This window comes from Natronomonas sp. (assembly GCF_046483325.1).
In the GTDB taxonomy this organism is placed as follows: Archaea; Halobacteriota; Halobacteria; order Halobacteriales; family Haloarculaceae; genus Natronomonas.
The window spans coordinates 28,042-53,970 of record NZ_JAWODL010000041.1; the positions used below are offsets into that span (position 1 = coordinate 28,042).

The window sequence follows — 25,929 nt, forward strand, 5'->3', positions numbered from 1 at the left end:
CACGGCGTTCGGCGCGGTTATCAATCGAGACAGCGGCCGACGATCCCGAGCATCGCCTCCCCGTGAACCGCCTCGGCAAACAGCGGGACTCGCTTTACGTCTCGACCGCTGAACAGTTCCTGTGCCCGAGCGAGCGCGTCGCGTTGGACTTCCCATCGCCGTCGACAGAACTCGCAGTGTTCGGTGTCCGGGGCGACGAACCAGTCCGTGTCGAGGCCAGTAACGGACGTGAGGTCCTCGCTGACGCGGTTGACGACGACGGTCCCGACGGGGATACCGAACTCCGCTAACCGGCCGACGAGTCGCTCGCTCTCGACCACGCTCATCTTCTCGGGGACCATGACGACGCGGAAGTCGGTTCGCGTTGGATCTCCGAGCGCGGTCCGCAAGCGCTCGATCTTCGTCGATAGCTCGTCCAGATTCGCGGTCGCCTCGACGCCGTCGCCGTCCCCGAACAGTCCGCCCACGCTATCCATCATCCCCGACAGCGATTCTCGAAGCGAGAGCAATCGGCCCAGCATCGAGTCCATCACGTCGGGCAGTTCGAGCAGCCGGAGCGTGTGGCCCGTTGGCGCGGTGTCGACGACAACTCGATCGAACCGGGGATCGTCGAGGTACTCGATCAAAAGCGACATCGCGGCGGCTTCGTCGGCGCCCGGCATCGCGCCGCCCGCGAGGGGGTGGCCCCCATCGCCGAACAGCGATTCGAGGCCGCCGAGTCCGGCGTCGGCTGCGGTGACGTCCCGCGCGTCTTCGTCGAACGCCCCGTCGTCGGGCGCGAAGGGACCAGCCGCCGACTCGGGATCGATCTCGACAGCGAAGAGCGGGATCTCATCGTCTATTCGCCCCGGTTCCGACGGGATCTCCGTTTCGAGGGTGTCGGACAGCGAGTGGGCGGGATCGGTCGAAACGACGAGCGTCGACGTGCCGCCGCGCGCGCTCGCAAGCGCTGTCGCGGCCGCGCAGGTGGTCTTCCCGACGCCGCCTTTGCCGCCGTAGAGGACGTACTCCGGCGCGTCCACGCCGGCCGGAAGCTCCTCCGTTTCGAGGGAGTCGACTGCCTCGACGGTGAGTTCGGTCATACCGGTCGTGGGTGATCACCGTTTGTGTACCCGTCGGTACGGGACGCGGTGTCGAAAAAAAGCGGTGTCAAACCGACGGTCGGTATCGGATTACGCCGAGAGCTCGGTCGTCTCGCTGGCGGCCTCTTGGACGTTCTCCGTCACGTCCTCGAGTTGCTCTTGAATCGCCTCAGCTTGGGCCTCGAGCTGCTCCTGCATCTCCTCGCCGCGGGCCTCGAACTCGGCCTGCAGGTCCTCGATCCCGTCCTCGAGTCGCTCGAGCATCTCGATGGTCTGGCCTTCGAGGTCCTCGTGGGCGTTGAGCAGGGTCGTGACCTGTTCGTTGAGTGCCGAGAGGAACTCGTCGAGCATCTCGTCGGTCGTCTGGGTGCTCTCGTCGAACCCGCCCTCGAGTTGATCGATGGCGTCGAGTTGGCTCTCCTCGAACAGGTTGAGCTGTTCGTGGGTGATCTCGCGGACTTCGTCGACGCCGCTACCGGCGGGGACGACGGCTTCGATGGCGTCGAAGTACGTGTCGACGCCCGTGCGGACGAGATCGGTGTTGCGCTCGGAGGCGTCGCGGGCCGGGCCGAATCCGTCGACCATCGCCGCGTTGAACTGTTTTTGGGCCTCGATACCGTTCTCGACGACTTCGTGGGCGCTCTGGATCGTACTGCGCTGGAACTCGAACGCAACGGACACCGGGGTGCTGTATTCGCTCATTGTAACTGAACAAACGACCGCTGAGGTAATAAGCGTGTCGGTGAAAACCATTCTATACCATTTGAGTACATCTAAAACCTATTTTGGTGTCGTGTCCGGCGATTCGCGGGTTCTCTCCCCACGCGAAATCGAGCGCTGTCGCTCCTCGTGAGGACCTCACAAAAAGGACGCGTATTCGCTCATTCGGTGCGGTCGGAGAAGCGTCTTCGCCCACGGGGCTCAATCGCTGTCTGTCTCGCGGGGACACCCCAATACGGTTGTGCTCGCCTCGCTCCGCGCGGCTGTGCTGACTGCGACTTCCGAACCCCCCAGGATCGCTACGGCGAGAGCCGTTGCCGGTCGCGCGGGAACAACACGGCCTCGCGGATGTTGTCTAGATCGAGCATCGTCATGATGAGCCGCTCGGCACCGAGCCCCCAGCCCGCGTGCGGCGGCATCCCGTATCTGAACATCTTCGTGTAGTACTCGAACGCGTCGGAATCGAGTCCCTGCGCCTCGAAGCCCCCGATGAGCTTCTCGCGGCGGTGTTCGCGCTGGCCGCCCGAGACGAGTTCCATCCGCGGGTGCATCATGTCGAAGCCCGTCGAGAGCTGGTCGTCGTCGTCGTGATCCATGATGTAGAACGGCTTGATTTCGGCGGGCCAGTCGGTGATGAAGTAGTGGCCCCCCACGTCGTCTCCGAGCGCCTTCTCGCCCTCGGTCGGCAGGTCGTCGCCCCACACGAGCTGTTCGTCGAGCACACCCGTCGCGTTGATCCGCTCGATCACCTCCTCGTAGCTGATGCGCGGGAACGGCGTCTCCGGCACCTCGAGCTCGTCGATGCCGAGCGCGTCGAGTTCCTCCCCGCAGTTCTCGGCGACGGCCTCGTAGGCGGCGACGACGACGGATTCGCAGACGTCCATCGCGTCGTTGTGATCGCAGAAGGCCCCCTCGAAGTCGATCGAGGTCGCCTCGTTGAGGTGTCGCGGCGTGTTGTGCTCCTCGGCGCGGAATATCGGGCCGATCTCGAAGACGCGCTCGAGGTTCGAGCCCGCGACGAGCTGTTTGAAAAGCTGCGGGCTCTGGTTCATGAACGCCTCGCGGCCGAAGTACGTTATCGGGAACAGTTCCGTGCCGCCCTCGGTCCCCGTCGCGACGATCTTCGGCGTGTTGATCTCGGTCGCATCGGCCTCGCGGAACGCGTCCCGAACGGCGGCTTGAATCTCGCTGCGGATCTCGAAGACCGCCTGGCCGGCCTCGCGACGGAGATCGAGCGTCCGGTTGTCGAGTCGAGTCGAGAGTTCGGCGTCGACCTTCCCGGTCGGGTCCAGCGGCAGTTCGGTGTCCGCGGCCGACAGCACCTCGACGGTGTCGGGCACGATCTCGACGTCGGTCGGCGCGCGCGGTTCCTCGTTCACCTCGCCGGTCACGGCGACGACCGACTCCCGCGAGACGCCGAGCCCCGTCTCGACGAGGTCGTCGTCCATCTCGTCTTTCTCGAATTTGATCTGTATTCGTCCGGTCGTATCGCGCAGAATGAGGAAGGCGATGCCGCCCAAATCACGGATTTCGTGAACCCAACCGGCGACGGTAACCGTCTCACCAGGCGTCGCCTCAGCCGTGTATGTTCGATCGTCCATACTCTGGATTCTCCACGGTTGAACTTAAGCGCGGGGAAACACACCGGATACGATCCGCCCTCCGCAAACCATGCTCCCACGACGGCCCCTCGGCAAAAACGCCCAGTATCGATACGTTCTCACGATGTGTCACTTCTCGGGATGGCAATGCGTACTCGATCCAGTGGCGTTGGATTCTTCGACCGACTCAACACCGGCTGGAAGCTCACGAAAGACAGCATCGACGTGATCGGAGACCATCCGAAACTGCTAGCGTTCCCGCTGTTGGCAGCGATTGCGAGCATCGTCTTTCTGGTGGTCTTTTTTGTTCCCATGGTCCTCGCCGACGTCATCGGCGGCGGACCGGAGTACGTCGTGCTCTTCGCGTTGCACTTCGTGACGACGTTCTTCAGTACGTACTTTTCGGCCGCGCTGGTGTGCGCGTCCAACGAGGCGTTTCACGGACGAGATCCCCGAATCCGCGCCAGCATGCGCGCGATCAACGGTCGTCTCGGACAGATCGCCATCCGGTCCGTGATCTCCGCGACGGTCAGCGTTCTCCTCCGGATGCTCGAAGACCCGGATAATCCCCTCGCTTCGATCCCGCGATCTCTGTTCGCCCTCGGGTGGTCGATTGCGACCTTCTTCGTCGTCCCCGTCATCGTCCTCGAGAACTTCGACTTCGAGACGCTCGGCGGTCGGACCGAGCGCACGGCCACGCCCGGAACGAGGTCGGATCACGGGTCCAGCGAGCCGTTCGTCGATTGATCCTCCCCGAACTCGATCTCGGAGCGGGAGTGAACTTCCCCGAAGAGCCACTCCGCGTGTTCTAAGGCGTACTCGCGGTGAGACTCCTCGATCGATCCGACGGCGTCTTCGAGCAGTATCGGCCGGTAATCGCGCAGCCCCGCGGAGCCGGCGGTGTGGAGCACGCAGACGTTAGCGAGCGTCCCGCAGATCACGAGGTCGCCGACGGCGTGGCTTTCGAGCCAGCCCTCCAGCCCGGTCCGATAAAAAGCGTCGTAGGTGTGTTTGTCGACGACGAGGTCTTCGGCTCCCGGTTCGAGTTCGTCGATGAGTTCGGCCTCCCACGACCCCTCGAGGACGTGTTCGCCCCACCGGTCGAACTCGTCGTAGTAGTGGTTCCCCTCGAACTGCTCGGGTGGGTGGACGTCCCGGGTGAAGACCACCGACGCGCCGGCCTCGCGGGCCTCCGAAACGACCGCCGCACACGGCTCGATCGCCGCCTCGCTCCCCGGCGCGTACAGCGAGCCGTCGGGGTGACAAAAGCCGTTCTGCATGTCGACAACCACGATCGCGGTCCGTTCGGGATCGAGCTTCATACGGCAACGTTCCGCCGGAAGCGACAAACCGTTTTCGCGGCGATCGACGGCTCCCCCCGCGGACTACTCGCCGGCCATCCCACCAAAGACCGCGTCGGCGTCGGCGGGCACGTCGAAGTCGTGGTAGTGTTCGCCCTTCTGCTTCGAGAGGATGTTCAGCGCCGCCGCCGCGCCGTCACCGGCGGAGATGATCGCCTGCCACTCCTCGGCTCTGACCATCGCCCCCGTCGCGTAGGCGTTTTGGACGCTCGTCTCCATCGTCACGTCCACGTCGACGATATCGCCGTCGAACGCGCAACCGAGCGATTCGGCGAGGTCGCGGTTCGCGCCGGTCGCCAACACGACGTAGCTCCCGGTGTACTCCCCCCCGTCGGTCTCGACGGTGAAGCCGTCGTCAGCCTCGTTCACGTCGGTTACTTCCACATCGACGCGCTCGACGCCGAAGCTATCGACCTGCGATCGAGCGGCCGTGATGAACGTGGAGCCGTCGACCGAGCCGACCCCGAGGTAGTTGAACAGATGCGCCTTGTGCATCCACGTCCCGTCGGTGTCGAAACAGATGGTCTCCAGTCCGTTCTTCCGTGCGAAGAGGGCTGCACTCAACCCGGCGGGGCCGCCCCCGACGACGAGCACGTCGGCGTTGGTTTCGGTCATACGCGTTCGTGTTCACTTTCCACCGACAAAATAGTCGTGGATGACGTCAACGTCGCCGCCGTCTGTGTGGTTTATTAGTTATAAATGCTTGCCGCTCGATGCTAGCGCATGGCCGATAGTGCGTGGTCCAGACTCCGCGAGAACGTGACCGGGATCGTCGCCCTGATCGTCACCGGAACGTGGCTCGCGGCGCTGCTCTCCGGGCAGGGCTGGTGGCTGCCGTTCATGCTGTTCGGCTATATCGTTATCGTCCCGGTCGTCGCGATCCTCTTCGGGGACGCCGACGACGTCGCTGAGTGGTGGGACGACGAGACCGCTCCCGAAACGGTGGACGTCGAGACGGCCGACGCCGAACCCGAGCCACTACAGACGCTCCGAGACCGGTATGCTCGCGGCGAACTCAGCGACGCGGAGTTCGATCGGAAACTCGATCGACTCCTCGAAACCGAGACGATCGACGAAGTGTCGGAGTACCGTCGGTCCTCGGAGCCACTGATCGAAGACGACGTCGAGTGAGCCGAACAGGCGCGTTTCAGTCGGCCGGTTCGGTCGTTTCGGGCACTCGTCGACCGCCGAGCGTGTAGAGCCACAGCAATCCGAGACCGAGCCCGTAGGTAGCGATCACCGGCAGGCCGAGCAGGAACATCGTGAACACGCCCCGCGGCGACAGGAAGGCTCCGGCCGCGAGCACGGCGATCGAGAGCTCGCGCCATCGGCCGCGCATCGTCGCGTAGGGGACGATCCCACCGCGGTGAAAGAGGAGCATCGTGACGGGCACCATGACGAGGATCCCGATCCCGACGGTGAGGAAAAAGACCAGCCAGCCGTAATTACTGATCCGGTAGGCGATCACCATCTCCGCGCGCAACACGTCCGTCGCGAGCCACGAGATGACCGACGGGGCGACGTAGAGAAAGCCGAACAGACTGCCGAGCGACATCGACGTCAGGAGGCTACCGCCCCACACGAGGAGGACGCGTCGGTCGCCGCGGGCGATCCCGCGCTCTTTCAGCGCCGGCCACGAGTAGTACATGAGCAACGGAACGACAGCCGCGAGCCCGAATATCACGGCCACCTTGATCATGAAGATGAGCGCCTCGACCGGGTGGAGCGTGACGATCGACACCTGCTCGGAGGCGAACTGGGATGGCATACCGCTGACGAACTGCTCGTGGAGCCGGCCGATTCCGCCCTGATACAGTACGAAGAAGGTCCCGGCCATGACGGCCATGAACAGGCCGACGAGTCGGAACGATTTCGACGTGATGCTGTCGAAGACGAACTTGATATCGTAGGCGTAGCCGCCGATGTCGTCCTCGTCGATGTCGTCTTCGCTGAACGCGCCGAGGATGCCCGCCCCCCTGGCCGCCATAATCCGGCCGTCGTCGACCTCCTCGGTTTCGGCTGCCTCGTCGTCGCCCGCGTCGGAACTCGCCTCGTCCCCCTCACTCCCGTCCGTTTCGGCGTCTGCAGTATCAGCCCCTTCGGTCCCCTCGGCGTCGGCCGCGTCGAACCGATCGAGGATCGCCTGTGCGCGGTTGACGTCTCCCTCGTCCATCGCCCGTCCGGCGAGGGCGACCGCTTCTGACTCCTCCATCGCCTCGAACACCGCGTCCGGGGCCGACCGGACCTCTTCGAGGTCGAGTTCGGCGACGTCTACCTCCTCGGGATCCATCCATCCGTACCGCTCCATCGGTTCGAGGCCGTCGTAGACGAAGTACGCGAACCCGATGAACGCGAAGACGAGTCCGTACAGCGAGCCGACGACCGCGATGTACGTCGTTTCGGCGACTCCGTACCCCACGCCCGCGGCCAGGACCCGGTAGCTGGATCCGATGGCGGCGAGCGCGCCGTTGATCGCGGTGTAGCCGCCGTAGGTATAGAACGCGTAGACGAGACCGAGACCGATCAAAAAGAGTCCGACGAGGACGTTCCACCGCGCTTTTGCGGTCCCTTTGAGATCGATCGAATCGCGCGAGCGTTTCGTCGTGACGACGATCTTCGTCACGTAGAGGGAGGCCCCATACAGCACGACCAGCGGTACCGCCCACATGATCTGTGTGAAGGGGTCCGGCGGCGAAAACAGCGCGCCGAAGACGAAGATAGCGACGACCGCGTACTTCCACTTGTCGCGGAACGTCTCGTATTGAACGATTCCCGTGTACGCGAGCGTGCTCATGAACAGCGGCAACTGTGCGGCTAGCCCGAACGAGAGCGAGAGGAGGAAGATGAACTGCGCCCACATCGAAATCGAGTACGTCGGCTGAAAACCCGCGCCGACGGCGTTGTCGGCCAAAAACGCGAACATGATCGGGAAGAACAGGTTGTAGGCGTAGGCGACGCCGCCGAGAAAGAGCGTCGCGCTGACCACCGCGAAGGCGGCACCCTTCCAGCGCGGGAGATTCTCCGGCCAGCGCCCGCGGTCCTTCAGCGAGTCGCGGCCGAAGTACGCGAGCGCGGGAAGCATGATGATGAGACCGGACACGAGCCCGATCTTCGCCTGCAGGAGGATGACCTCGAAGGGCGTGATGGCGACGACGACGATGTCCGGGTGAGCGTTCAGATCCCGCTTGAGTATATCCCAGATGTAGAGACGCAGTACGGTGAACGTCCCGAGAAACCCGATGACGAAGACGATGAAAACCTTCTGGAGATGCTTCTGTGCGGTTCGAAGCAGCGCGCCGAGGTGTGCGCGACCCTCCGAGACCGTCCGGGCGACATCGTCGTCTACGGCGCTGGACACGACGAAAGGTTATCCGCTCGCGGTTATCAACCTTTTCCGTTAGCCGCCGGGATGGAAGGCTTTTCACCCCCGGAGTGCGCGTGATCGATCGATGACTGCTGGTATCGACCCCCACGGAACGCCTATACGGCCGAATCTCACAGTTTCGGGTCGACTACATCCCGGTCGCGGTCGCACGCGATGATCGATATTCATCCGGATATTCGCGCCGGAATCCGGGATTCGATCCCGTTTTACCTCGGCATCGTTCCGTTCGCGATGATCACGGGAATCGCCGCCATCGAGGCCGGCCTCTCCGCCGAGCAGGCGATCGTGATGTCCGTCATCGTCTTCGCCGGCGCGTCCCAGATCGCCGCGTTCGAACTGCTCAACAACGCGGCCCCGCTGGTCGTCGTGATCGGCACCGCCGTCGTGGTCAATCTCCGAATGCTCATGTACTCCGCCTCCATCGCCCCGTACTTCACGGGCTACAGCCGGCGCGTCCGGGCGGCGCTGGCGCACGTGCTCGTCGATCAGGTGTACGCGATGTCCGTCGCGGAGTTCTCGCGAAACGAGTCCCGGGATCGGCTCCGCTATTACGCCGGGCTCGGAGGCGCGTCCTGGTTCGTCTGGTCGTCGGCGACCGCCGCCGGCGTTCTCGTCGGGACGGGCCTCCCGCCCGAACTCGAACTCTCCTTCGCCATCCCCCTCGTGTTCATCGCCCTGCTCGTCCCGTCGATACGCGACCGGCCGGCGATCGCGACGGCCGCCGTCTCCGGCGTGGGCGCGCTGCTCGCGGCCGACGTGCCGTTCAATCTCGGTCTCTTCGTCGGTACCGTCTCCGGGATCGCTGTCGGCCTCGCCGTCGAGACGTGGGGGAATCGATGAGTCTCGCTCAGACCGCGAGCGCCGGCGCGAGCGCGAGCGGGGGATACGGATCGACGGCCATCTGGTTCGTTATCGTCGTCCTCGCCGTCGCGACCTACGCGATCCGGCTGTCGTTCATCTACCTGTTCGGTCGGCTCGAGTCGGTTCCCGAGGCCGTCGAACGCGTGCTCCGATTGGTCCCGGCGGCGGTGCTCGCGGCGCTGGCGCTTCCGGCGGTCGTCACGCTCGAACCGTCGCTCTCGGCGACCGTGCTCGACGAGCGGCTCGCCGCCGGAATCGTCGCCGTCGCCGTCGCCTGGCGGACCGAGAACGTCTTCGCGACGATCGCGAGCGGGATGGGCACGCTGTGGCTGCTTCGGTTCGCTCCGTTGTGATCGATCCCGACGTCCGGCCCTTCCGTCGCCCCCTCGCCGTCGAGCCGAAGGCGTCCACGATCTCCGACGAAATGAAGCGTAATCGAGTTTCAATCGAGATGTACATAGATATTATCTCTTCAAAGATTAGGTCCGAACATATTTTAAATTAGAACCTGTTATATGAGGCAACAGTGCACCGACGAGAGCTCCTCAGTGCGGCTGGCGGCGGGATTTGCCTCGGTCTCGGGGGCTGTCTCGGGCGATTCGACACCGACGGAGCGACGGGAACGTCGATACGAACCGTCGAGGTCGAAAGCAGTATTAGCGTCGCCGTCTTCAGGTGGGGGCTCCGGGAGGGCGTCTGGGCCGACCGCGGGATCGACCTCGATTTCGAAACGGCTCCCTTCGGGCGTTACAATCGACAGATCGTCGACGGCGAGGCCAACGTCGGCGCACCCTCCGCGGTCGCCCAACTCGAACTCACGAATAAAGGCGAGCCGCTGACGTTCGTGGCTCCACAGCAGAACATGTTCAACCGGATGTTCGCCCGGGCCGACGACGGGACGATCGAGGATCCGACCGACCTCACCGACAGGCGACTCGGGCTTCCGGCGTCGCTGAGTTCGACGACGAGTATCGTCCACCGGGTGCTCGTCGAGGACGAATACGAGTTCGACATCGTCGAGGACACCGCCGACACGCGGGCGGCCGAGCCGCCGGCGCTGTGGGAGTTCCTGCTCGAGGGCGAACTCGACGCCGTCTCGCAGTTTTCGGGTTTCACCATCCGCGGCATGGCCGACGATGGCGTCAAGACGATCTTCGATCCCTACGCGCTCTGGTACGACCGGACCGGAGTTGGGGTTCCGACGACCGCGTTCACCGTCCGTCCGGAGTGGCTCTCGGAACACGCCGATGCGGTCGATGACTTCCTCGCCGGCTGGGCGGCCGCGCTCGATTCTTTCGGTGCCAACACGGAGGCTGCCCTGGAGGAGTTCGGTGCCGACGCCGGGATCACCGATCCCGACGAGGCCGCGGTCGTCGTCGATCTCATGGACGACGGCGTCGTCTTCGGACCCGCCTACTACGACGAGGAACTCGTCGACGCCCACTGGACGTTCTTCGAGCTGCTCGCCGACGCCGACGAGATCGGCCTCGGCGACCGCGAGACGACGTTCCGGACCCAAGAGGAGCTGCGGGGCTGACGGATGGCTGCCGACGGCGATTCGCGCGTGCGCCATCCGTCCCGACTCGACCGCCGGCTCCGACAGCGGCTCCGTGCGCTCCCGATCGCCGTCCCCCGGCCGGCCACGGTCGCCGCCGTCCTCGTCGTCCTCGTCGGCTGGCAGCTGCTCTCGCTTCGATTTCCCGACTACCGGTTCCCCGGTCTGGCAACGCTCGCCGGAAACGTTGTCGTGGTGATCTCTGGCGAGACGCCGTTCGAGCCGCTCGTCCAGTACGGGGCCACGATCGCGCGCGTCTCGATCGGGTTCGCCGTCTCGATGGTTCTGGCGACGCTGTGGGGCGTCGCGATGGGCTCGCGGGACGCCCTCCGCGGATACCTCTCGGGGCCGCTTTTCGTCCTCCTGACCGTCCCGTCGGTCGTGTGGGCCTTCGTCGGCGTCATCTGGTTCGGCCTGACGGAGTTTCTCGTCCCAGTCTTCGTCGTCGTGCTCGTCGTGTTCCCGTATCTGACCGTGACCGTCTGGGAGGGGATGGGCGACGTCGACGAGTCGCTGCTCGAGATGGCGGCCGCCTTCGGCGCGAGCCGGCGTGCGATCTGGCGAGACGTCTACCTCCCGCAGCTGCGGCCGTATCTGTTTGGGATCGCCCGGGTCGGGTTGGCGGTCTCCTGGAAGCTGTGTCTCGTCGCCGAGGTCTTCGGCTCCGCCACCGGCGTCGGCGTCGCGGTCAAGTACCACTTCGAGAGTTTCGAGAATGGGATGGTCATCGCGTGGGCGCTTCCGATGATGGCGGTGATCTACGGTGCCGATCGACTCCTCCGGCGACTGGAGCGGCGCGCGACCCGCTGGCAACCCGACTCGGAGGCGACCGACGTCCGGGGGATGATAGAGTGAGCCGGCTCCGGATCGCGGGCGCGACAAAACGCTTCGAGGGTCCCGACGGTCCGCTCACGGTCTTCGAGGGACTCGATCTCACCGTCGAGGACGGCGAGTTCGTCACGCTCATGGGGCCCTCCGGGTGCGGCAAGACCACCCTCCTGAACGCGGTCGCCGGCATCCTCGAACTCGACGCGGGGACGGTCGAGTTCGACGGGCGACCGGTCGTCCCGGGCGAGCTCCCGATCGGCTACGTCTTTCAGGATCCCCGCCTGCTCGAGTGGCGCACCGTCGGCGAGAACATCGCCTTTGCGCTGGAGGCCGCCGACGTCGACCCCGACGAGCACGACCGCCGGATCCAGACGTGGCTCGATCGCGTCGGGCTCGGCGACGAACGGGACAGTTATCCGAAACAGCTCTCCGGCGGGATGCGTCAACGGGTCGGGCTCGCGCGAGCGCTCGCCATCGGCCCGGAACTCCTGTTGATGGACGAACCGTTCTCCTCGCTCGACGAGGTGACCGCTCGGACGGCTCGGCGGGATCTGCTCGAGTTGTGGGAGGAGACCGGAACGTCCGTGCTCTTCGTCACCCACGACGTCGCCGAAGCGGTCGTCCTCTCGGATCGAGTCCTGCTGATGAACGAGGCGGGCGTCATCTTCGAGGAACTGGTCGTCCCCCACGAGCGCCCCCGGGAGTTCGACGCCCCCGCGATCCACGAGACCCAGGCCGAACTGACCCGGACGTTCTTCGAGGCGGTGGAGTGACGTGAACAGACGCGGGATCGTTGGTGGGATCGCCCTGTTGGTCGGCTGGGCGATCGGGAGCGCGATCGCGCCGGCGCTGCTCCCCGCCCCGCTTTCGGTCCTCGAACGGCTCCCCGCCATTCTGGGGCCCGGACCGGGTGGCGACGGACTCACCCATCTCGGATACAGCCTGTTCAGGGTCACACTCGCGACGACGGTCGGCCTCGCCGTCGCGGTCCCGGTCGGCGTCGCCATGGCCCTCGACGACCGAATCGAGGTCGGGGTCTCGGTCTGGTTGCCGTTCTGGATGACGATCCCCACGCTGGTCGTCGTGCTGGTGGCGATGGTGCTCTTCGGTTTCAGTGGCCTCTCTGTCGTGGCGGCCGTCGTCGTCGCCGCCACGCCGTTCGCTACCGTCACCGTCTACGAGGGCGCCGCGAACGTCGATCGGGATCTCCTCGCGATGGCGTCGGCGTTCGGTGCGGACCGCCGCGCCGTCCTGCGGGACATCTATCTCCCCTCGATCCTCCCGGCCCTCTTCGGGAGCGCGCGGTACCTGCTGAGTATGGTCTGGAAGATCGTCGTTCTCGCCGAGACGTTCGGCATGAACCGGGGGATGGGGGCGCTCTTTCGGTTCTGGTTCAACGAGGGCGACTTGACGGCGCTGTTCGCGACGATCGCGCTCTTCGTCGGCGTGATGGTCGCTTTCCAGGCCACGATCTCCGGGCTGGAACGCCGGCTGTTCCGCTGGCGAGACGGGCTCCCGACCGCGCGATGAGGGGTATCGACCGATCCGCCGTCCGCCCCGTCGATCGTTCTATCGCGCGACGAGTGCCGCCTGCCCGCCCGCGACGAAACCCGCGTCGACGTTGACGACGGTCAGGTACGTACACGACTGCAGCATGCCGAGGAGCGCGGCCTCACCGTTGCCGCCGTAGCCCGTCCCCGTGCCGACGGGGAGGCCGATGACGGGCGCGGAGACGAGTCCGGCGACGACGGTCGCCAGCGCGCCCTCCCGACCGGCGGCGACGACGACGCAGTCACAGGTCTCCAGCGTCTCCCGCTCGGCGAACAGCCGATGGATCGCGGAGACGCCGACGTCGTAGATCGTCTCGACGCGACAGCCCATCTCGTCGGCGAGGGCGGCTGCCTGTTCCGCGACCGCGATGTCGGAGGTGCCGGCGGTGACGACGCCGACCCGTCCGCACCGCTCGGGCGGCTCGTAGTCCTCGGCGTGGAGGACGAGGGTCCCCGAGTGCTCGTAGACCTCGCTGTCCGCGGCCGCCGCCTCCAGATCGTCGCGCGCGGACTCGGGGACGCCCGTGAGGATCGCCCGCCCAGTCGAGGCCAGGAGCTCCCGGGCGATGCCGAGCAGTTCCCCGTCGGTTTTGCGCTCGGCCTCGACCACTTCGGGAATGCCGGTTCGCTCGCCCTGGCGGGCGTCGACGCGGGCGAACTCGGTCCCCCCCTCGCCGATCCGTCGGACGCCGGCGAGGCGCTCTCTGGCTTCGGCGACCGCGATCTCGCCGCGATCCAGCGCCTCCAAGACGGACTCCAGGTCCACGCCGTCGCCGGCCTCCCCGGCTGTCGACTCCTCGCGTTCGCGCTCGTCCATATCCCCCGTTTCGGTTCCCCGGCCGTAGGTCTACCGCTCGAAGACGCCGCGCTCTCTGAGCGGTTCGATCGCGTCCCGTGCGCGCGCCGTCGACGCGTCGAGACCGAACTCGCGGACCACCTCGCCGTCGAGAACGAGCGGTTCGAGCAGTTCCTCGCCGGGTGCCGTCTCGTCCACGGCGACGACGGTGTCCTGGTAGTCCTCTCGGTAGATCGTCTTCGCGCCCGGTTTGACGCCGCGTTTGGTTCGGGGTTCGCCGTCGACCGCCACCACGTTCAAGGAGAAGTCGACCGGGTCGGCGTTGGCGATCGTCCCTCCGACGCCGAAGCCGTCGGCGACATCCCGGAGGCGTTCGATCTCTGCGGCGTCGATCCCGCCACTGACCAGCACGTCGACGTCCTCGCGGTTTCGCCGACGCAGCTCCCAGCGGACGTCCTCGACGATGGCCCGCATGTCGCCCCGCCGAGAGGAGGTCGTATCCAGCCGGACGCCGTCGAGCGCCTCGCCCAGCGTGTCGGCCGCCCGCCCGACCTCGTCGGCCTCGTCGCCGAAGGTGTCACACAGCATCACGCGCGGCACGTCGGGATCGATCGCCTCGTCGAAGCCATGCCAGGCGGCCTCGGGCGAGCCCAGCACGATCGCCAGCGCGTGCGGCATCGTCCCGCCGGCCTCGACGCCGATGGCCTCGCCGCCGGCGACGTTGCCGATCCCGTCGACGCCGCCGACGAGCGCGCTCCGTTCCACCATCGCACCCAGCGCCGGGTGCTGTCGCCGGGTGCCGAAACTGAGGACGGTTCGATCCCGGGCGGCCGCCCGGACCCGCCAGGCCGCCGAAGCGATTCCGGAGGCGTGAGCGAGAAATCCCAAAAGCGGCGACTCGTAGCGGCCGAACGCCCGGTAGGGGCCTTGGATCCGCAGGACGGGGCCCCCGGAGATCGGCGTTCCCTCCGGCGGTGCGTAGACGTCGACCGGCAGCCCCTCGAGGAGGGTGGCGGCGTCCTCGAGCCCGGAGAGCAGGTTCCACCCGTCGGGGGCCGAAAGCTCCGCGACCACCGTCGGATCCGCGCCGACGTCGTCCAGGACCGCCTCCGTTCGGAGGAAGTAGGCGGCGGTCGCCCGTCCCTCGTCGATTTCCTCGGTGGTGAGCACGTCGTATCTTCGCTCGGTCATCGACTGTCACTCCGGGGCGGCTGAATAAGGGCGTTTGGCTCCGGTGGGGCCCGGCGGGAGCGCAGTTGCGGGGGCGCAGCCGACAGGATTACAAACGCCGGGGACGGATGCACGCCAATGGCAGAGACGGCCGACGGGGGATACGACGTCGACGATGGGATCCTCGGCGAGGGTCCCGAGAGCGACGAGGAGATGCCGCTGGCGGACCACATCGAGGAGATGGTCTATCGGCTGGGGATCGTCCTCGTGGTCATGGCGATCGTCTCCGGTATCGTCTTTCCTTTCGGCGATCAGATCATCAACTTCCTGTGGTACTCCGTCCTCCCTGGCGGCGACATCGCCCGACCGCGGGTGTATCACCCGCTCGGGCTCATCCTCGCGCGGCTGAAGGTCGCGACCCTCGCGGGCTTCGTTATCGGTCTCCCAGTGTTCGTCTATCAAACGTATCTGTTCATGCGTCCGGGTCTGTACTCCCACGAGCGGCGATATTATCTCGCATCCGTCCCGGCGAGCCTCGTGTTGGGCGTCTTCGGCGTGCTCTTCGCCTACTTCCTCATTCTGCCGGCGATCTTCACGTACTTTCTGACGTACTCCCAGGACGCCGCAGTCATCGCGTTCGGGCTCACGCAGACGTTCGATCTCATCGTGTTGATGATGGGGCTATTCGCCGCCGTCTTCCAGATCCCACTGTTCGTCATGCTGGCGATCATGATGGGGCTGACGACGCGCGCGTGGCTGGCCGAAAAGCGGCTGTACTTTTGGGGTGCCTTCCTCGGCATCGCCTTCCTCTTCAGCCCGGACCCGACGGGGATGGCACCGATCATGGTCGCCGCCACGATGATCGGCCTCTTCGAGGCGACGCTTCTGTTGTTGCGGTGGGTCCGGCGATAACGCAATATCGCCGTCGTTTTCTCCGATCTGTCCGCCGACGGTCCTCACCTTTCAAATCATTTCTTGACGCACCCCAGGACGTCGAGTTGATGCGTAAGGTAGCACAACTCGGCGGAATCGACCTGTCTCCGACGCTCGGCCAGCCACGCTTCGAGCGTCTCGGTATCGTCGGTCATCTCACCGACGGCTTCCTCGATCGTATCGAGAATGTGCCGGAGAAAGTACGCCTCGTCGGCAGGATACGTTCCCTCGATAGGGCGGACGACCCAGTCCGAGCCGGCAACGCCGAGAAGCGTCACCCCGACGGCTCCCTGTAGCCGAGCGACGACAGCTCCACCCGCCCGACTGTTTCCGCCCGGTTTCGCGTCCATGTGAGCGTGGTAGTGACGCTCGATCGTCCGGTCGGCCGGGAGTTCCGGCTGGAACCGAGTCCCACCGTCGAACGTGATGGGGAAATAACAGAGTCCGCCGGGCGAAAGCGCATCGAGCAACCGATCCAGCGCGTCGAGTTCGAGGAGATCCAGCAGCGCGCTGCCGACGACCAGATCCCACTCGCCAGTCGTTCGCTCGGCGTGCGCGACGGCCTCCGAGACCACCGGTTCGAGTTCGATACGACGGTTCGATCCCTCGAGAACGATCCGGTCCGTCTCGGAGACCGAAACCGATCGTTCGGCGGCCCACTCTCGGACGTACGGCACGACGGCTTCGATGGTGTCCGATTCGATATCGACCGCTGTGTATCGGATCTCTCCCGGCGGGAGTACGTCCCACTCGACGAGGCGGGCGAGCATCGTCCCGATGCCAGCCCCGACTTCGAGGACCCGAAGCGGGCCGTCGCCGGCTTCCGTTCGGTTCCGGAGGCGTTCGCGAAGCGTTCCGACGAGCCGTCGATCGATCGCACGGTCGTCGACGGTCCGTTTCGCCCGAAGATAGCGCCGGAAGTCACCAGTCATGTTATCCCCTCGAGAGCGGCGACGGCTTCGAGCAGCCCGCGGACGCGGGCGGTCGTCTCGCGCCAGTCTGGATGCGATTCGTATCGTCGTCTGGCGGCTTTGCCCATCGAGGCCAGCCGATCGCGGTCGGCGTCGAACCGCGTCAGCGCCCTTGCGATCGCCGCTGAGTTCCCCGGATCGACGAGTACGCCCGTCTCGCCGTCGGTGACGACATCTGTTGCTCCCCCCGCTCGTGAGGCGATCGCCGGGAGCCCGAAACTCATCCCCTCCAGATAGACGATGCCGAACCCCTCGTATCGGGACGGCACCGCGAGGACGTGACTCGATCGGAGCACCGTTTCCAGTTCCTCCTCGGAGAGTTCGCCCGCCAGATCAACGCGGTCGGCGAGACCTTCTCGGCGGACGCTGCGTCGCACCGCGGCGGCGTATCGCTCATCGGCCGATCGTCCTACGACGGTCAGTTTCACGTCGGTTTCGGCGGCCGACAGCCCCTCGATGAGCGTTTTCAGCCCCTTTCGGGGAGTGACGTTGCCGACGAAGACTACCCGAAGCGGTCGCTCCCGTGCGCGGTGCTCGATCGTCCCGTCGTCGAGGTCGGGATCGAACTGGTCGCCGGCGGGCGGTGCGACGGCAGTCAACCCAGGATCGACGCCGAGGCCGGTAACGATGTCTCTGGTCGTCGTGCTGTTGCAGACTGCGCCGTCGACCGTTCCGAGATACCGGCGCTCGATGGCGCGGTACAACGGGGACAGACGTCTCGATTCGCTCGTTCGCAGGTGATGGACGATGCTGACGATCGGATACGGCAACTGACGGTTTGCCCGGAGCAGGGACGGATGGGCGAGTTCGTCCTGCAGCATGACGTCGACGTCGATATCCAATCGATCCCGGAGCCGTGGCGAAGCGTTGTCGAGGAGTCCCCGGGGGTACCGCCGCCAGGGCAACTCAACGAGTTCAACGGTATCGCCGGCCGCTCGAAGTCCCTCGAGTAGTTTTCGATCGTAACGAAACCCCCCGGATCGCTCGTCGATGTCACCGTACAGCGTCAGTCCGACTCTCATACCGAAACATCGTATGTGGCAGCCGCCGTGTCGTCTTCCCAGACCGTCACAGCCAGCTCGGTGACGGTCTCGTCGGTCACGGCCGCGGTCACGCGCTCGAAGATGACGCGGGCAAAGCGTTCGACGCTCGGGTTGTAGCCCTCGAACTCCGGAAGGTCGTTGAGCAGCGTATCGCGGTACCGATCGGCCAGTGACGCGAGTGCGGCCTCGGCGTCGTCGATGTCGACGAGGTAGTCGTACTCGTTCAGTTCGGGACCGCGGAAGGTCAGTTCCACCTCGAAGTGATGGGAATGCGGGACTCCCTCGGGGCCCGGATCCGGAACCGTGAGGTAGTGCTGTGCCACGAAGTCGGTCAGCACCGTCGTGGAGTACACGGACCCGACAACGGGTGGCGGGCACCTAAATCCGGAGGATCGTTCGCATCACTCGTAGGTGAACACGATCTGGACGGCCTCGTCCTGTCGTTCCTCAAGCAGTCGGTAGGCATCGGCCGCGTGCTCGATGTCGAATTCGTGGGTGAAAAGCGCCGAGAGATCGTGCTCGGCCAGCCACGACCGGACGACGTCCAGCCGGCGGTCCTTGTCCCACCGGTCGGCGTGGTCAGGATCGATCCGGCTTACCTGGCTGCTCCGGAGGCGGATGTGGCTCCGATGGTACGTTCCGCCGAGATCCAGCGCCACGTCCTTCGTGCCGTACCAGGACCCGACGATGACCGTCCCCGCATAGCCCGCGACGTCGATAGCGTCGTCGAGTGCCGTCGGGTTCCCGGAGAGTTCGAACGCGATGTCGGCGTCCGCCTCGATCGCGCCCCCGAGGGCGTCGGGCGAGACGGCGCGGTCGGCGCCCAGCGATTCCGAGAGCCGCCGCCGGGGCTCGTAGTGATCAACGGTGATGAGTTCCGAAAGCGGGAACTCAGATAGCAGCGCCGTCGTCAACAGCCCGATCGGCCCCTGGCCGAACACCACGACCCGCGCGCCGATCCGGGGCCGCGCGTCCATGACGAAGTTGACTGCCGTCTCGGTGTTCGGGATCAGGAGGGCTCGCTCGTCGGACAGCGCCGTCGGGACGAGCGTCTCGGGGTCGGCGAGGAAGTGACTCTCGTGGGGGTTGAACGCGAACACCCGCCGTTCGAGCCACTCGTCGTCGACGCCCTCGCCGACGGCCGTCACGCGCCCCACAGAGGCGTAGCCGTACTGCAGCGGGTACGAGAACGTGTCCTCGAATGCGTCGATCGTCTCGTCGACTACCAGTTCCGGGGGGACCTCGTCACGGTAGACCAGCATCTCCGTGCCCGGACTGACAGTTGACCGTCCCGTCTGAACCCGGACCTCACCAGCATCCGGATCGGGGATCGACGACGTTCGGACTTCCACCGATCGCGGCCCGGTGAAGTACAGCGCCCGCCGAGTCATCCCCGCTCACGCCGCTCCGGTGTCCTGGGATGCTTGATCCGAGGGGGTGGATGTGGCGATCGAGCGCGTCGGCGTTTCCCCTGGTGATTCACAGTCGAATCTATGTGGGTCCTTGACTAAAGATTACGGCTCCCGGCCCTGTGGTCCTCGATCACAACGACCGATTTCGGCCCGTTATTCGGTGGATAAATACCCCAGCGCCGCCAGCCGCTCGCTGTCGGTCTCGGCGCCGTAGACACGGCCCACTGGGAGCGGTTCCGGAGGTTCGAGGGTCGGGACGGAGCTCCGTCGGCCCTGGCCGTCCGTCTCCGCCCACGGAACCGCGAGCAGAGCCGGCACCGGCGTGTGCATCGGATGACCGTAGAGACCCCACTCCCCGAAGAGATTGCCGTGATCGGCGGTGATCGCGACACGACCGGTGACGTTCTCGACGAGCGTCCGTACCTCGGCGAGCACGTACTCGAGGTTCGCTCTGTAGGCCGATCGAACCCGTTCGGTCGTGATTTCGCCACGGCGGAGTAACACCCACGGGTTCGCGTCGTTGCTGTGGCTGCCGGTCCGGGCCATGCCGTCGTCGCCCGCGATCGGGTCCGGAACGAACGGGTGATGGGGCTGCATGTAGTGGACGACCAGCCGATCGGGATCACGGTCACGATCGAGCGCGATCGCCCGTTCGGTGATCGTCGCCGGCCGCACGGTACCGAGATCGTCGTCCCAGGCATACTTCCAGACCTCGTCGAGGGCAGCGAACGCGTCTGCCTCGAGGTACCGATCAGTCCAGGTGTTTCCGGTGACCATGACCGTCCGGCCGGTCTCGGTGCGGCCGCCGAAGGTGTTCTCGAGCCACTCCGAGGAGGAACTCCCGACCGACCGAACGGTTTCGACGGCGTCGAGAAAATCGACATCGGTCGCGACCGACCGCAGCAGATCCGCCCGGCAGGCGTCCAGCACGACGAGCACGTCCCACTCGCGGTCGTAGACGTTCTCGCCGTAGTCCATCCGCCGGCCGATCGCCTGCAGACATCGCAGATAACCCGTGCCGAGCCGGCTCATTCCCGGTTCCATCACGTTGGTCGGTCCGCGCCATGTCGACTAAACGCCTCCGCCGAGGGAATATATGTCCGGCCGCCCTGGTACCGTCGTGAACTGTCTGTTCGTGGGCGCCGGGGCGATCGCGACCGAGTACGCGGCCGGACTGTCCGACGGTCCGCTGTCGCTGGCCGGCGTCTGTGATCTGGACGGCGAGCGGGCGGCGGCGCTGGCCGAGGACCATGTCTGTCCCTCGTTTACCGACTTGCAAGCGGCCCTCGACACGGTCGACGCGCCGCTGGTGGTCAACCTGACGAGTCACGCCGCCCACGCGCCGGTGACGCGGGCGGCGCTCTCGGCGGATCGACACGTCTTCTCGCAGAAGCCGCTGGCGCTCGACGGTGACACGGCCGGCGAGTTGCTGGCGATGGCCCGCCGCCGGGGACTGGCGCTCGGATGCGCGCCGACGACGTCGCGGGGCCCTCCCCAGCGCCGGGCAGCACGACTCCTCGCGGACGGGCGGCTCGGTCCCGTCCAACTGGGCTACGCCCATGCTCACGTCGGTCGGGTGACCGACTGGCACGACCGTCCCGAATCGTTCCTGGAGATCGGCCCGCTGTACGACGGCGGCGTCTATCCCCTTTCGCTTCTCGTCTCGTGGTTCGGCCCCGTCGAGCGCGTCCGTGTCGCCGACGCGCTTCACCTCTGGCCCGACCGTGAAGCGAGGCGGCCGACCGCGCCGAGCCACGTCGAGGCCACCCTCGCGTTCGCCTCGGGACTGACCGTCCGATTGACGGCGAGCCTCTATGCGCCTCACCGGAGCCGGGAGTTCTACGGCCTCGAACTCCACGGCGACGACGGATCGCTGTATCTTCGGGGAACCGGCGCGATGGAGTCATCTACCGACGACGTTCAGTTCGGCCGTCTCGGCCGTGAATACACGACCGTGCCGCCGCAGTCTCCCGCCGAATCGCTCTCGTATCTCGACGCCGTCGAGCGACTCGCGACAAGCGTCGCCGACGGAACGCCCTCGCGATCCGGCGGTCAACGGGGCGCACACGTCGTTGCCGTCTGCAACGCCATCGAGACGGCTGCAGCGGACGGCGGTCCGATCGCGGTTCCCGCACACGGTGTGACGAGTGACTCCCTTCCAGAGCCGGTCGTCACTCCGCCGGGACGACATCAGCCTTCCGACAGCCCCAGATCGCTCCGCCTCCCATCGATCGGGTTCGGCTGTTCGCGCTACCGCGACGGGGAGTACATCGATCGGATCGATTCGATCGTCACCGCCCTGGACGCCGGCTATCGGCTCATCGACAGCGCGGAACTGTACGGCAACGAACACCGGATCGGGGACGTACTGGCCGCCCCTGGCGCGCCAGATCGCGAGCGTCTCTTTATCATCGGGAAAGCGTGGCGCACCAACCACCGCCGCGAGCACCTGCTCGAAGCGTGTGCGGGCAGCCGCTCGGAACTCGGTATCGACGCGTTCGATTGCTACACGCTGCACTGGCCGTCGGCGCTGGCTTACCGCGGTGAACTGTCCCGTCTCGCCGAGAAACCGATCGAGCAACAGGAAGCGTTGACTTTCCCCAGTGACGACGACGGTGATCTAGAAGCGGCGAACGTCCCGCTCTCGACCGCCTGGCGGAATCTGGAGGAGATCCACAACCGGGGCTGGGCGCGCACTCTGGGCGTCTGTAACGTCTCGCGGACGCAACTGGAGACGATTCTCGAGACCGGCACGGTCCGGCCGGCCCTCGTTCAGATCGAACGCCATCCGTATCGACCACAGCGCGAACTCGTTGCCTTCTGTCACGAGCGCGGTATCCGGGTCGTCGCTCACTCGCCGCTGTCGGCCCCCGGTCTCCTCGAGGAGCCGGTCCTGGTGGAGATCGCCGCCGATTGCGGGCTCTCACCGGCCGGCGTCGTCCTCGCGTGGAACGTCACACAGGGCATCGTTCCGATCCCCGCCAGTACCACGCCGTCACACGTCGTTGCGAATCTGGCCGCGGCCGCCGAACGGCTGCCCCCGGAGGCGTGTGCCCGCCTCGAGACCCTCCGGGATCCTGACTTCGAGCGATAGCCCGCCTGTTTTGCAGTACAACTATGTCACCCCGTATCATATATGCGGTATGGCAACGAGCGAAACCCGGGGATTCGGATTCGGCACGGAATCGTTGCGCGGCCCCCACTGGGTGGGTATCCTCGCGGCGCTGGTCTCCGCCGTTATACACCTCCTGCTCGGGGTCAGAATGAGCATCAATATGTCCCCCTCGGCGATGAGCATCAGTTTCATCCTCGCCGGGCTGGGCTTTCTTGGCGGGATCGTACTCGTCGTCCTCGATCGCCATCGACGGGCGGTCTACGCCGTCGGGATCCCGTTCACGCTGCTCCAGATCGTCCTGTGGTACTATCTCAACTTCGTCGCCGGTCCGAAATCGTTCCCGGCGGACATTGGCACGCTCGGCGCCATCGACAAGGCCGCACAGGTCGTTCTCGTCGCCGTCCTCGTCGTCTTGCTGCGGTAGCCCGTAGTCATGGATCTTGCCGCCTCACTCGCGCTTTAAGCGATGTCTCCCCTAATCGTCTCACGGGGCTTCCGAATGAACGATTTCGACGGTGTCGAGGTTTCGTTCCCCTCGACACGACGACGGCTGCGGCCCAGACAGCGCGGACCGGGAGGCGGTGATGGCCGAACTGCGGCGTAAGCGGTCGGTCTCCGTCGGGCTCGGTGTCGGTCTGCCGGCGTTCGCCGCGCTCTGCCTGGCTGCTGTCCTTTGGGGAGTTCTCCCACTCGACGAGACGGAACAGCTGTTGGTCTCTCCGGCCGTAGTCGCTGGGATTTGCTGGGCGGGACAGCTCTGGTACGTGGGGTACAGCGTCGACACCGTGGGCTTGACCGGCGGCGTCCGACGTCGTCTGTTCGGGCTGGCGAACACGCTTACACTGCTCCGGGGGGCGCTCTATGCGGTCGTGGCTGGGTTCGTCGTCGTCCCGGCTACGACGGATCTCGCCTGGGTCCCGGCACTGTGTTACGGCGTTGGCGTCGTCTTCGACAAACTCGACGGCACCGTCGCCCGGAGCGTCGGCCAACAGACGGCTCTCGGGGCCCGCCTCGATACGGCCTTCGACACCTTCGGTTTCGTTGCCGCCCCGTTGTTAGCGGTGCTGTGGGGTCTGTTGCCGATCTGGTATCTCTCGATTTCGGCCGCTCGATACGTCTTTCTCGCGGGCATTCGCTGGCGGCGCCTCCGTGATCGTCCCGTGTTCGATCGGCCCGACAGCGACCTCGGGAAGTATCTCGCAGGTGTCCAGATGGGCTTCATTACGATCGCGCTCGTCCCGTCGACGCCGACGGATCTCGTCTGGACCGTCGCGCCGATCGTGCTCGCGCCGTCGCTGGCCGTGTTCGCCCGGGACTACCTCACCGTCAGCGGCCGGCTTCCCCGCACCAATACCTGATACTGTCGGTCATGAGACTTTGAGGGCCGTTGCACGATTCGATCGGCTTCGGACGTTCAGGTCGGCGATCGCCACCGATCGTTCACGGAGTTATGATCGACAGTATGAGTACGTTCGCGACGACAGTACACACATGCTCTTTCTGACGCATCTCGCTGCTGCCGCCGTCGTCGGGAGAGTGTCCCGGCTATCGACGCCGTGGCTGCTCGTCGGCGCGGCGCTCCCGGACCTCATCGATAAGCCACTCGGGGCGCTCGGCGTAGTCGAGCTGTACCACTCGATCGGCCACAGTGTCCTTCTCGCTTTGCTTCTTGTCCCGATCGCGCTGTACGGTCGGGCCGGGGCGGCCGCCGCGATCGGGTGGGGCTCACATCTCTGTCTCGACGCCATACACGTCGTGATCAACGGACGGCCCGGCCACGCGCTGTTCCTGCTGTGGCCGTTCGTCGAACCTGCCGACCCGCTCGCGATCCCTCCAGGAGCGTTCTTTTGGTACTACCTCGGCACGCCGTCGTTCTACCTCGAGGTCATCGTGTGGATCGCGTTGTTCGCCGTTCTCGCCGCCGATCGGTCCCTGCCGTCCCGCGTTCGAGCCGAATGAGTCGGGGCGACGGCGGGTGGGTATATGACTCTCCGACTGGAACCGTTCGGACGAACCCATGGTGCAGTTACTCGGCGAACTCCTCGAATACGTCCTGGCGATCGACGCGCTCACTGCGGAGCTGATCCTCGAGCTACGCCACCCGATCCTGACAAATCTGATGACGTCCGTGACCGGACTGGGCTCCGTAGCGGCTGGACTCGCCGTCGTCGGACTGTTCTACCTGGCGGAGTGGCGCGAGGAGTTCTTCGTTACGCTCATCGCGCTTTCGATCACAGGGGTGATCGTCGCGGTCCTGATGACGGTCGTCCAGCGCCCGTTTCCGACCCAGCCGGTCTGTCTGACTGACGGTGCCGGGACGCCGACGACGTCGTTTCCGTCCGGCCACGCGGCCGCCGTCACGGCGTACGCGATGGTGGCTCGGAACTCCGACGCGTTGCCGTTCAGATCGGTCGCCGCGCTCGCCGCCGTCGTCGCCGTATCGCGGATCTATCTCGGTACCCACTTTCTGTCCGATACCGTGGCGGGTATCGCGATCGGCATCGCTTCGGTTATCGTCGCCGAGCGAGTTCTTGCCCGCACGGACCTCGACGCAGTGTTCAGAAAGCTGCCACAGTAGGCGACTTCGAACCGGTCGCCGCCCTCACCGATAGGCTGAACAGACCCGCCGAATGCCCTGCTCGAATCCGATTTCGGGCCCCCAGCCGGTCGCCTCGCGCAGCTTCGAAGCGTCGGCACAGATGTCGTGGACGTATACCGATTCGGGGATCGGGTTCGAGGTTTGCCCCCAGCGTCTCGTTGATCGAGTCGATGGCCACGTTAAAACAGTGGCTCCCGCCGGTCCCGACGCTGTAGATCCATCCAGTTCGTCCCTCCACGACGACTCCGGCGCGCGGGCTACTACCGGCACACGGACAGCGGATTGCACACTCTTCCGGTAGTCTGATACTGCTTCCGGGACTACGATGTCCCATGACGCGCGTCGTCGCCGTTCGTCACGGCGAAACCGACTGGAACCGCAACGGCCGGATGCAGGGATGGGCCCCCGTTCCGCTGAACGAAACAGGGCGTAAGCAGGCTCGGACCGTCGGCCGGTGGCTGGCCGAGTCCTACGAGGTAGACCGCGTCCTCGCCTCAGATCTCCTTCGAACGCGCGAAACGACCGACCTGCTTCTCGATTCGGTCGGCGATCGATCCGTTTCGTTCGAGTCGGCGTGGCGCGAACGCGGCCTCGGGATCTATCAGGGACTCAGCTACGATGACGTCGAATCGCGGTTTCCGAACTACGGATTGAGCGAAACGGCCTATCGGGAGACCGAGGCCACTCCGGAGGGCGGGGAGTCGTTTCGGGAGGTAAAAGAGCGCGTCGTGGGTCGGTTCGAGGAGCTCGGTGGCGGCGACGACGAGACGCTCCTCCTCGTCACCCACGGCGGCCCGCTGTGTATGTTGCTCGGCCACGTCAAGGACCAAGAGCTGACGGAGTCGCTGTTGAATCATCACCTCGAGAACTGCGCAGTCACGGAGTTCCTGGTGAACGGCCGCGAGACGACGATCGTTCGAGAGGGCGTCGTTCCGACACACGATTAG

The 25,929-nt window shown here is 65.7% G+C and carries 28 protein-coding genes; 15 read left to right on the plus strand and 13 right to left on the minus strand.

Going from position 1 to position 25,929, the window contains the following annotated elements:
- Window positions 1–20: 20 nt before the first annotated feature.
- The 3 genes from R6U53_RS11760 to aspS all read right to left on the minus strand — a co-directional run bounded on the left by R6U53_RS11760 (window position 21) and on the right by aspS (window position 3,403).
- On the minus strand, window positions 21–1,082 hold the full coding sequence (locus R6U53_RS11760; protein ID WP_410322552.1) for an ArsA family ATPase: 1,062 nt from the start codon (window positions 1,080–1,082) through the stop codon (window positions 21–23).
- 90 nt (window positions 1,083–1,172) lie between these two features.
- Window positions 1,173–1,784: a hypothetical protein gene (locus tag R6U53_RS11765; RefSeq protein WP_410322553.1), complete on the minus strand. Its 612-nt coding sequence runs from the start codon at window positions 1,782–1,784 to the stop codon at window positions 1,173–1,175.
- 317 nt (window positions 1,785–2,101) lie between these two features.
- Complete coding sequence (aspS, locus tag R6U53_RS11770; RefSeq protein WP_410322554.1) at window positions 2,102–3,403, minus strand: aspartate--tRNA(Asn) ligase; 1,302 nt, start codon at window positions 3,401–3,403, stop codon at window positions 2,102–2,104.
- Between the two features lie 147 nt (window positions 3,404–3,550).
- Between aspS and R6U53_RS11775 the strand changes: the two genes are divergently transcribed.
- Entirely contained in the window at window positions 3,551–4,150 is a 600-nt protein-coding gene (locus R6U53_RS11775; RefSeq protein WP_410322555.1) for a DUF6159 family protein, read from the plus strand.
- Here the strand turns inward: R6U53_RS11775 and R6U53_RS11780 are convergent.
- Both R6U53_RS11780 and R6U53_RS11785 read right to left on the minus strand, forming a co-directional pair.
- Complete coding sequence (locus R6U53_RS11780) at window positions 4,120–4,725, minus strand: cysteine hydrolase family protein (RefSeq protein WP_410322556.1); 606 nt, start codon at window positions 4,723–4,725, stop codon at window positions 4,120–4,122. The two genes, R6U53_RS11775 and R6U53_RS11780, sit on opposite strands and share 31 nt — an antisense overlap.
- Before the next feature lie 63 nt (window positions 4,726–4,788).
- Window positions 4,789–5,379, minus strand: a complete 591-nt coding sequence (locus R6U53_RS11785) for an FAD-dependent oxidoreductase (RefSeq protein WP_410322557.1) — start codon at window positions 5,377–5,379, stop codon at window positions 4,789–4,791.
- Window positions 5,380–5,487: 108 nt separating this feature from the next.
- Here R6U53_RS11785 and R6U53_RS11790 point away from each other — a divergent pair, with 108 nt between their 5' ends.
- Entirely contained in the window at window positions 5,488–5,895 is a 408-nt protein-coding gene (locus R6U53_RS11790) for an SHOCT domain-containing protein (RefSeq protein ID WP_410322558.1), read from the plus strand.
- A gap of 16 nt (window positions 5,896–5,911) precedes the next feature.
- Here R6U53_RS11790 and R6U53_RS11795 read toward each other — a convergent pair whose 3' ends face one another.
- On the minus strand, window positions 5,912–8,122 hold the full coding sequence (locus R6U53_RS11795) for a twin-arginine translocase subunit TatC (RefSeq protein ID WP_410322559.1): 2,211 nt from the start codon (window positions 8,120–8,122) through the stop codon (window positions 5,912–5,914).
- Window positions 8,123–8,302: 180 nt separating this feature from the next.
- On the opposite strand from R6U53_RS11795, the gene R6U53_RS11800 reads away from it, so the two are divergent.
- The 6 genes from R6U53_RS11800 to R6U53_RS11825 all read left to right on the plus strand — a co-directional run bounded on the left by R6U53_RS11800 (window position 8,303) and on the right by R6U53_RS11825 (window position 12,923).
- Complete coding sequence (locus R6U53_RS11800; protein WP_410322560.1) at window positions 8,303–8,989, plus strand: AzlC family ABC transporter permease; 687 nt, start codon at window positions 8,303–8,305, stop codon at window positions 8,987–8,989.
- Window positions 8,986–9,363, plus strand: a complete 378-nt coding sequence (locus R6U53_RS11805; protein WP_410322561.1) for an AzlD domain-containing protein — start codon at window positions 8,986–8,988, stop codon at window positions 9,361–9,363. The genes R6U53_RS11800 and R6U53_RS11805 overlap by 4 nt, the downstream gene beginning before the upstream one ends.
- A 173-nt stretch (window positions 9,364–9,536) precedes the next feature.
- Window positions 9,537–10,547, plus strand: a complete 1,011-nt coding sequence (locus R6U53_RS11810; protein ID WP_410322562.1) for an ABC transporter substrate-binding protein — start codon at window positions 9,537–9,539, stop codon at window positions 10,545–10,547.
- 3 nt (window positions 10,548–10,550) lie between these two features.
- Complete coding sequence (locus R6U53_RS11815) at window positions 10,551–11,420, plus strand: ABC transporter permease (RefSeq protein ID WP_410322563.1); 870 nt, start codon at window positions 10,551–10,553, stop codon at window positions 11,418–11,420.
- Window positions 11,417–12,166: an ABC transporter ATP-binding protein gene (locus tag R6U53_RS11820; RefSeq protein ID WP_410322564.1), complete on the plus strand. Its 750-nt coding sequence runs from the start codon at window positions 11,417–11,419 to the stop codon at window positions 12,164–12,166. Before R6U53_RS11815 ends, R6U53_RS11820 begins: the two co-directional genes overlap by 4 nt.
- Before the next feature lies 1 nt (window position 12,167).
- Complete coding sequence (locus R6U53_RS11825) at window positions 12,168–12,923, plus strand: ABC transporter permease (RefSeq protein WP_410322565.1); 756 nt, start codon at window positions 12,168–12,170, stop codon at window positions 12,921–12,923.
- 39 nt (window positions 12,924–12,962) lie between these two features.
- On the opposite strand, the gene larB is transcribed toward R6U53_RS11825, so the two are convergent.
- Window positions 12,963–13,760, minus strand: a complete 798-nt coding sequence (larB, locus tag R6U53_RS11830) for a nickel pincer cofactor biosynthesis protein LarB (RefSeq protein WP_410322566.1) — start codon at window positions 13,758–13,760, stop codon at window positions 12,963–12,965.
- Between the two features lie 30 nt (window positions 13,761–13,790).
- On the minus strand, window positions 13,791–14,930 hold the full coding sequence (locus R6U53_RS11835) for a nicotinate phosphoribosyltransferase (RefSeq protein ID WP_410322567.1): 1,140 nt from the start codon (window positions 14,928–14,930) through the stop codon (window positions 13,791–13,793).
- Window positions 14,931–15,047: 117 nt separating this feature from the next.
- On the opposite strand from R6U53_RS11835, the gene R6U53_RS11840 reads away from it, so the two are divergent.
- A complete protein-coding gene (locus R6U53_RS11840) occupies window positions 15,048–15,821 on the plus strand; it encodes a twin-arginine translocase subunit TatC (RefSeq protein WP_410322568.1) in 774 nt (257 codons plus the stop codon).
- Between the two features lie 56 nt (window positions 15,822–15,877).
- Here R6U53_RS11840 and R6U53_RS11845 read toward each other — a convergent pair whose 3' ends face one another.
- The 5 genes from R6U53_RS11845 to R6U53_RS11865 all read right to left on the minus strand — a co-directional run bounded on the left by R6U53_RS11845 (window position 15,878) and on the right by R6U53_RS11865 (window position 20,300).
- Window positions 15,878–16,774: a hypothetical protein gene (locus tag R6U53_RS11845; RefSeq protein WP_410322569.1), complete on the minus strand. Its 897-nt coding sequence runs from the start codon at window positions 16,772–16,774 to the stop codon at window positions 15,878–15,880.
- Window positions 16,771–17,835, minus strand: coding sequence for a glycosyltransferase family 4 protein (locus tag R6U53_RS11850; protein ID WP_410322570.1), 1,065 nt, complete (start codon window positions 17,833–17,835; stop codon window positions 16,771–16,773). The genes R6U53_RS11845 and R6U53_RS11850 overlap by 4 nt, the downstream gene beginning before the upstream one ends.
- Window positions 17,832–18,209, minus strand: coding sequence for a 6-pyruvoyl trahydropterin synthase family protein (locus R6U53_RS11855; protein ID WP_410322571.1), 378 nt, complete (start codon window positions 18,207–18,209; stop codon window positions 17,832–17,834). The genes R6U53_RS11850 and R6U53_RS11855 overlap by 4 nt, the downstream gene beginning before the upstream one ends.
- Window positions 18,210–18,257: 48 nt before the next feature.
- Entirely contained in the window at window positions 18,258–19,247 is a 990-nt protein-coding gene (locus tag R6U53_RS11860) for a zinc-dependent alcohol dehydrogenase (RefSeq protein ID WP_410322572.1), read from the minus strand.
- Between the two features lie 174 nt (window positions 19,248–19,421).
- A complete protein-coding gene (locus R6U53_RS11865; protein WP_410322679.1) occupies window positions 19,422–20,300 on the minus strand; it encodes a hypothetical protein in 879 nt (292 codons plus the stop codon).
- A gap of 88 nt (window positions 20,301–20,388) precedes the next feature.
- On the opposite strand from R6U53_RS11865, the gene R6U53_RS11870 reads away from it, so the two are divergent.
- From R6U53_RS11870 to R6U53_RS11895, 6 genes are all read left to right on the plus strand, one after another.
- Window positions 20,389–22,362 (plus strand): aldo/keto reductase, encoded by a 1,974-nt coding sequence (locus tag R6U53_RS11870; protein WP_410322573.1) that lies wholly within the window; start codon window positions 20,389–20,391, stop codon window positions 22,360–22,362.
- A 49-nt stretch (window positions 22,363–22,411) separates the two neighbouring features.
- Window positions 22,412–22,807, plus strand: coding sequence for a hypothetical protein (locus R6U53_RS11875; protein WP_410322574.1), 396 nt, complete (start codon window positions 22,412–22,414; stop codon window positions 22,805–22,807).
- Window positions 22,808–22,967: 160 nt separating this feature from the next.
- Window positions 22,968–23,741, plus strand: coding sequence for a CDP-alcohol phosphatidyltransferase family protein (locus R6U53_RS11880; RefSeq protein ID WP_410322575.1), 774 nt, complete (start codon window positions 22,968–22,970; stop codon window positions 23,739–23,741).
- Between the two features lie 133 nt (window positions 23,742–23,874).
- The gene (locus R6U53_RS11885) at window positions 23,875–24,342 is read left to right on the plus strand and encodes a metal-dependent hydrolase (RefSeq protein ID WP_410322576.1); all 468 of its coding nucleotides are present in this window, start codon (window positions 23,875–23,877) and stop codon (window positions 24,340–24,342) included.
- A 58-nt stretch (window positions 24,343–24,400) separates the two neighbouring features.
- A complete protein-coding gene (locus tag R6U53_RS11890) occupies window positions 24,401–24,961 on the plus strand; it encodes a phosphatase PAP2 family protein (RefSeq protein WP_410322577.1) in 561 nt (186 codons plus the stop codon).
- Window positions 24,962–25,314: 353 nt separating this feature from the next.
- A complete protein-coding gene (locus R6U53_RS11895; protein ID WP_410322578.1) occupies window positions 25,315–25,929 on the plus strand; it encodes a histidine phosphatase family protein in 615 nt (204 codons plus the stop codon).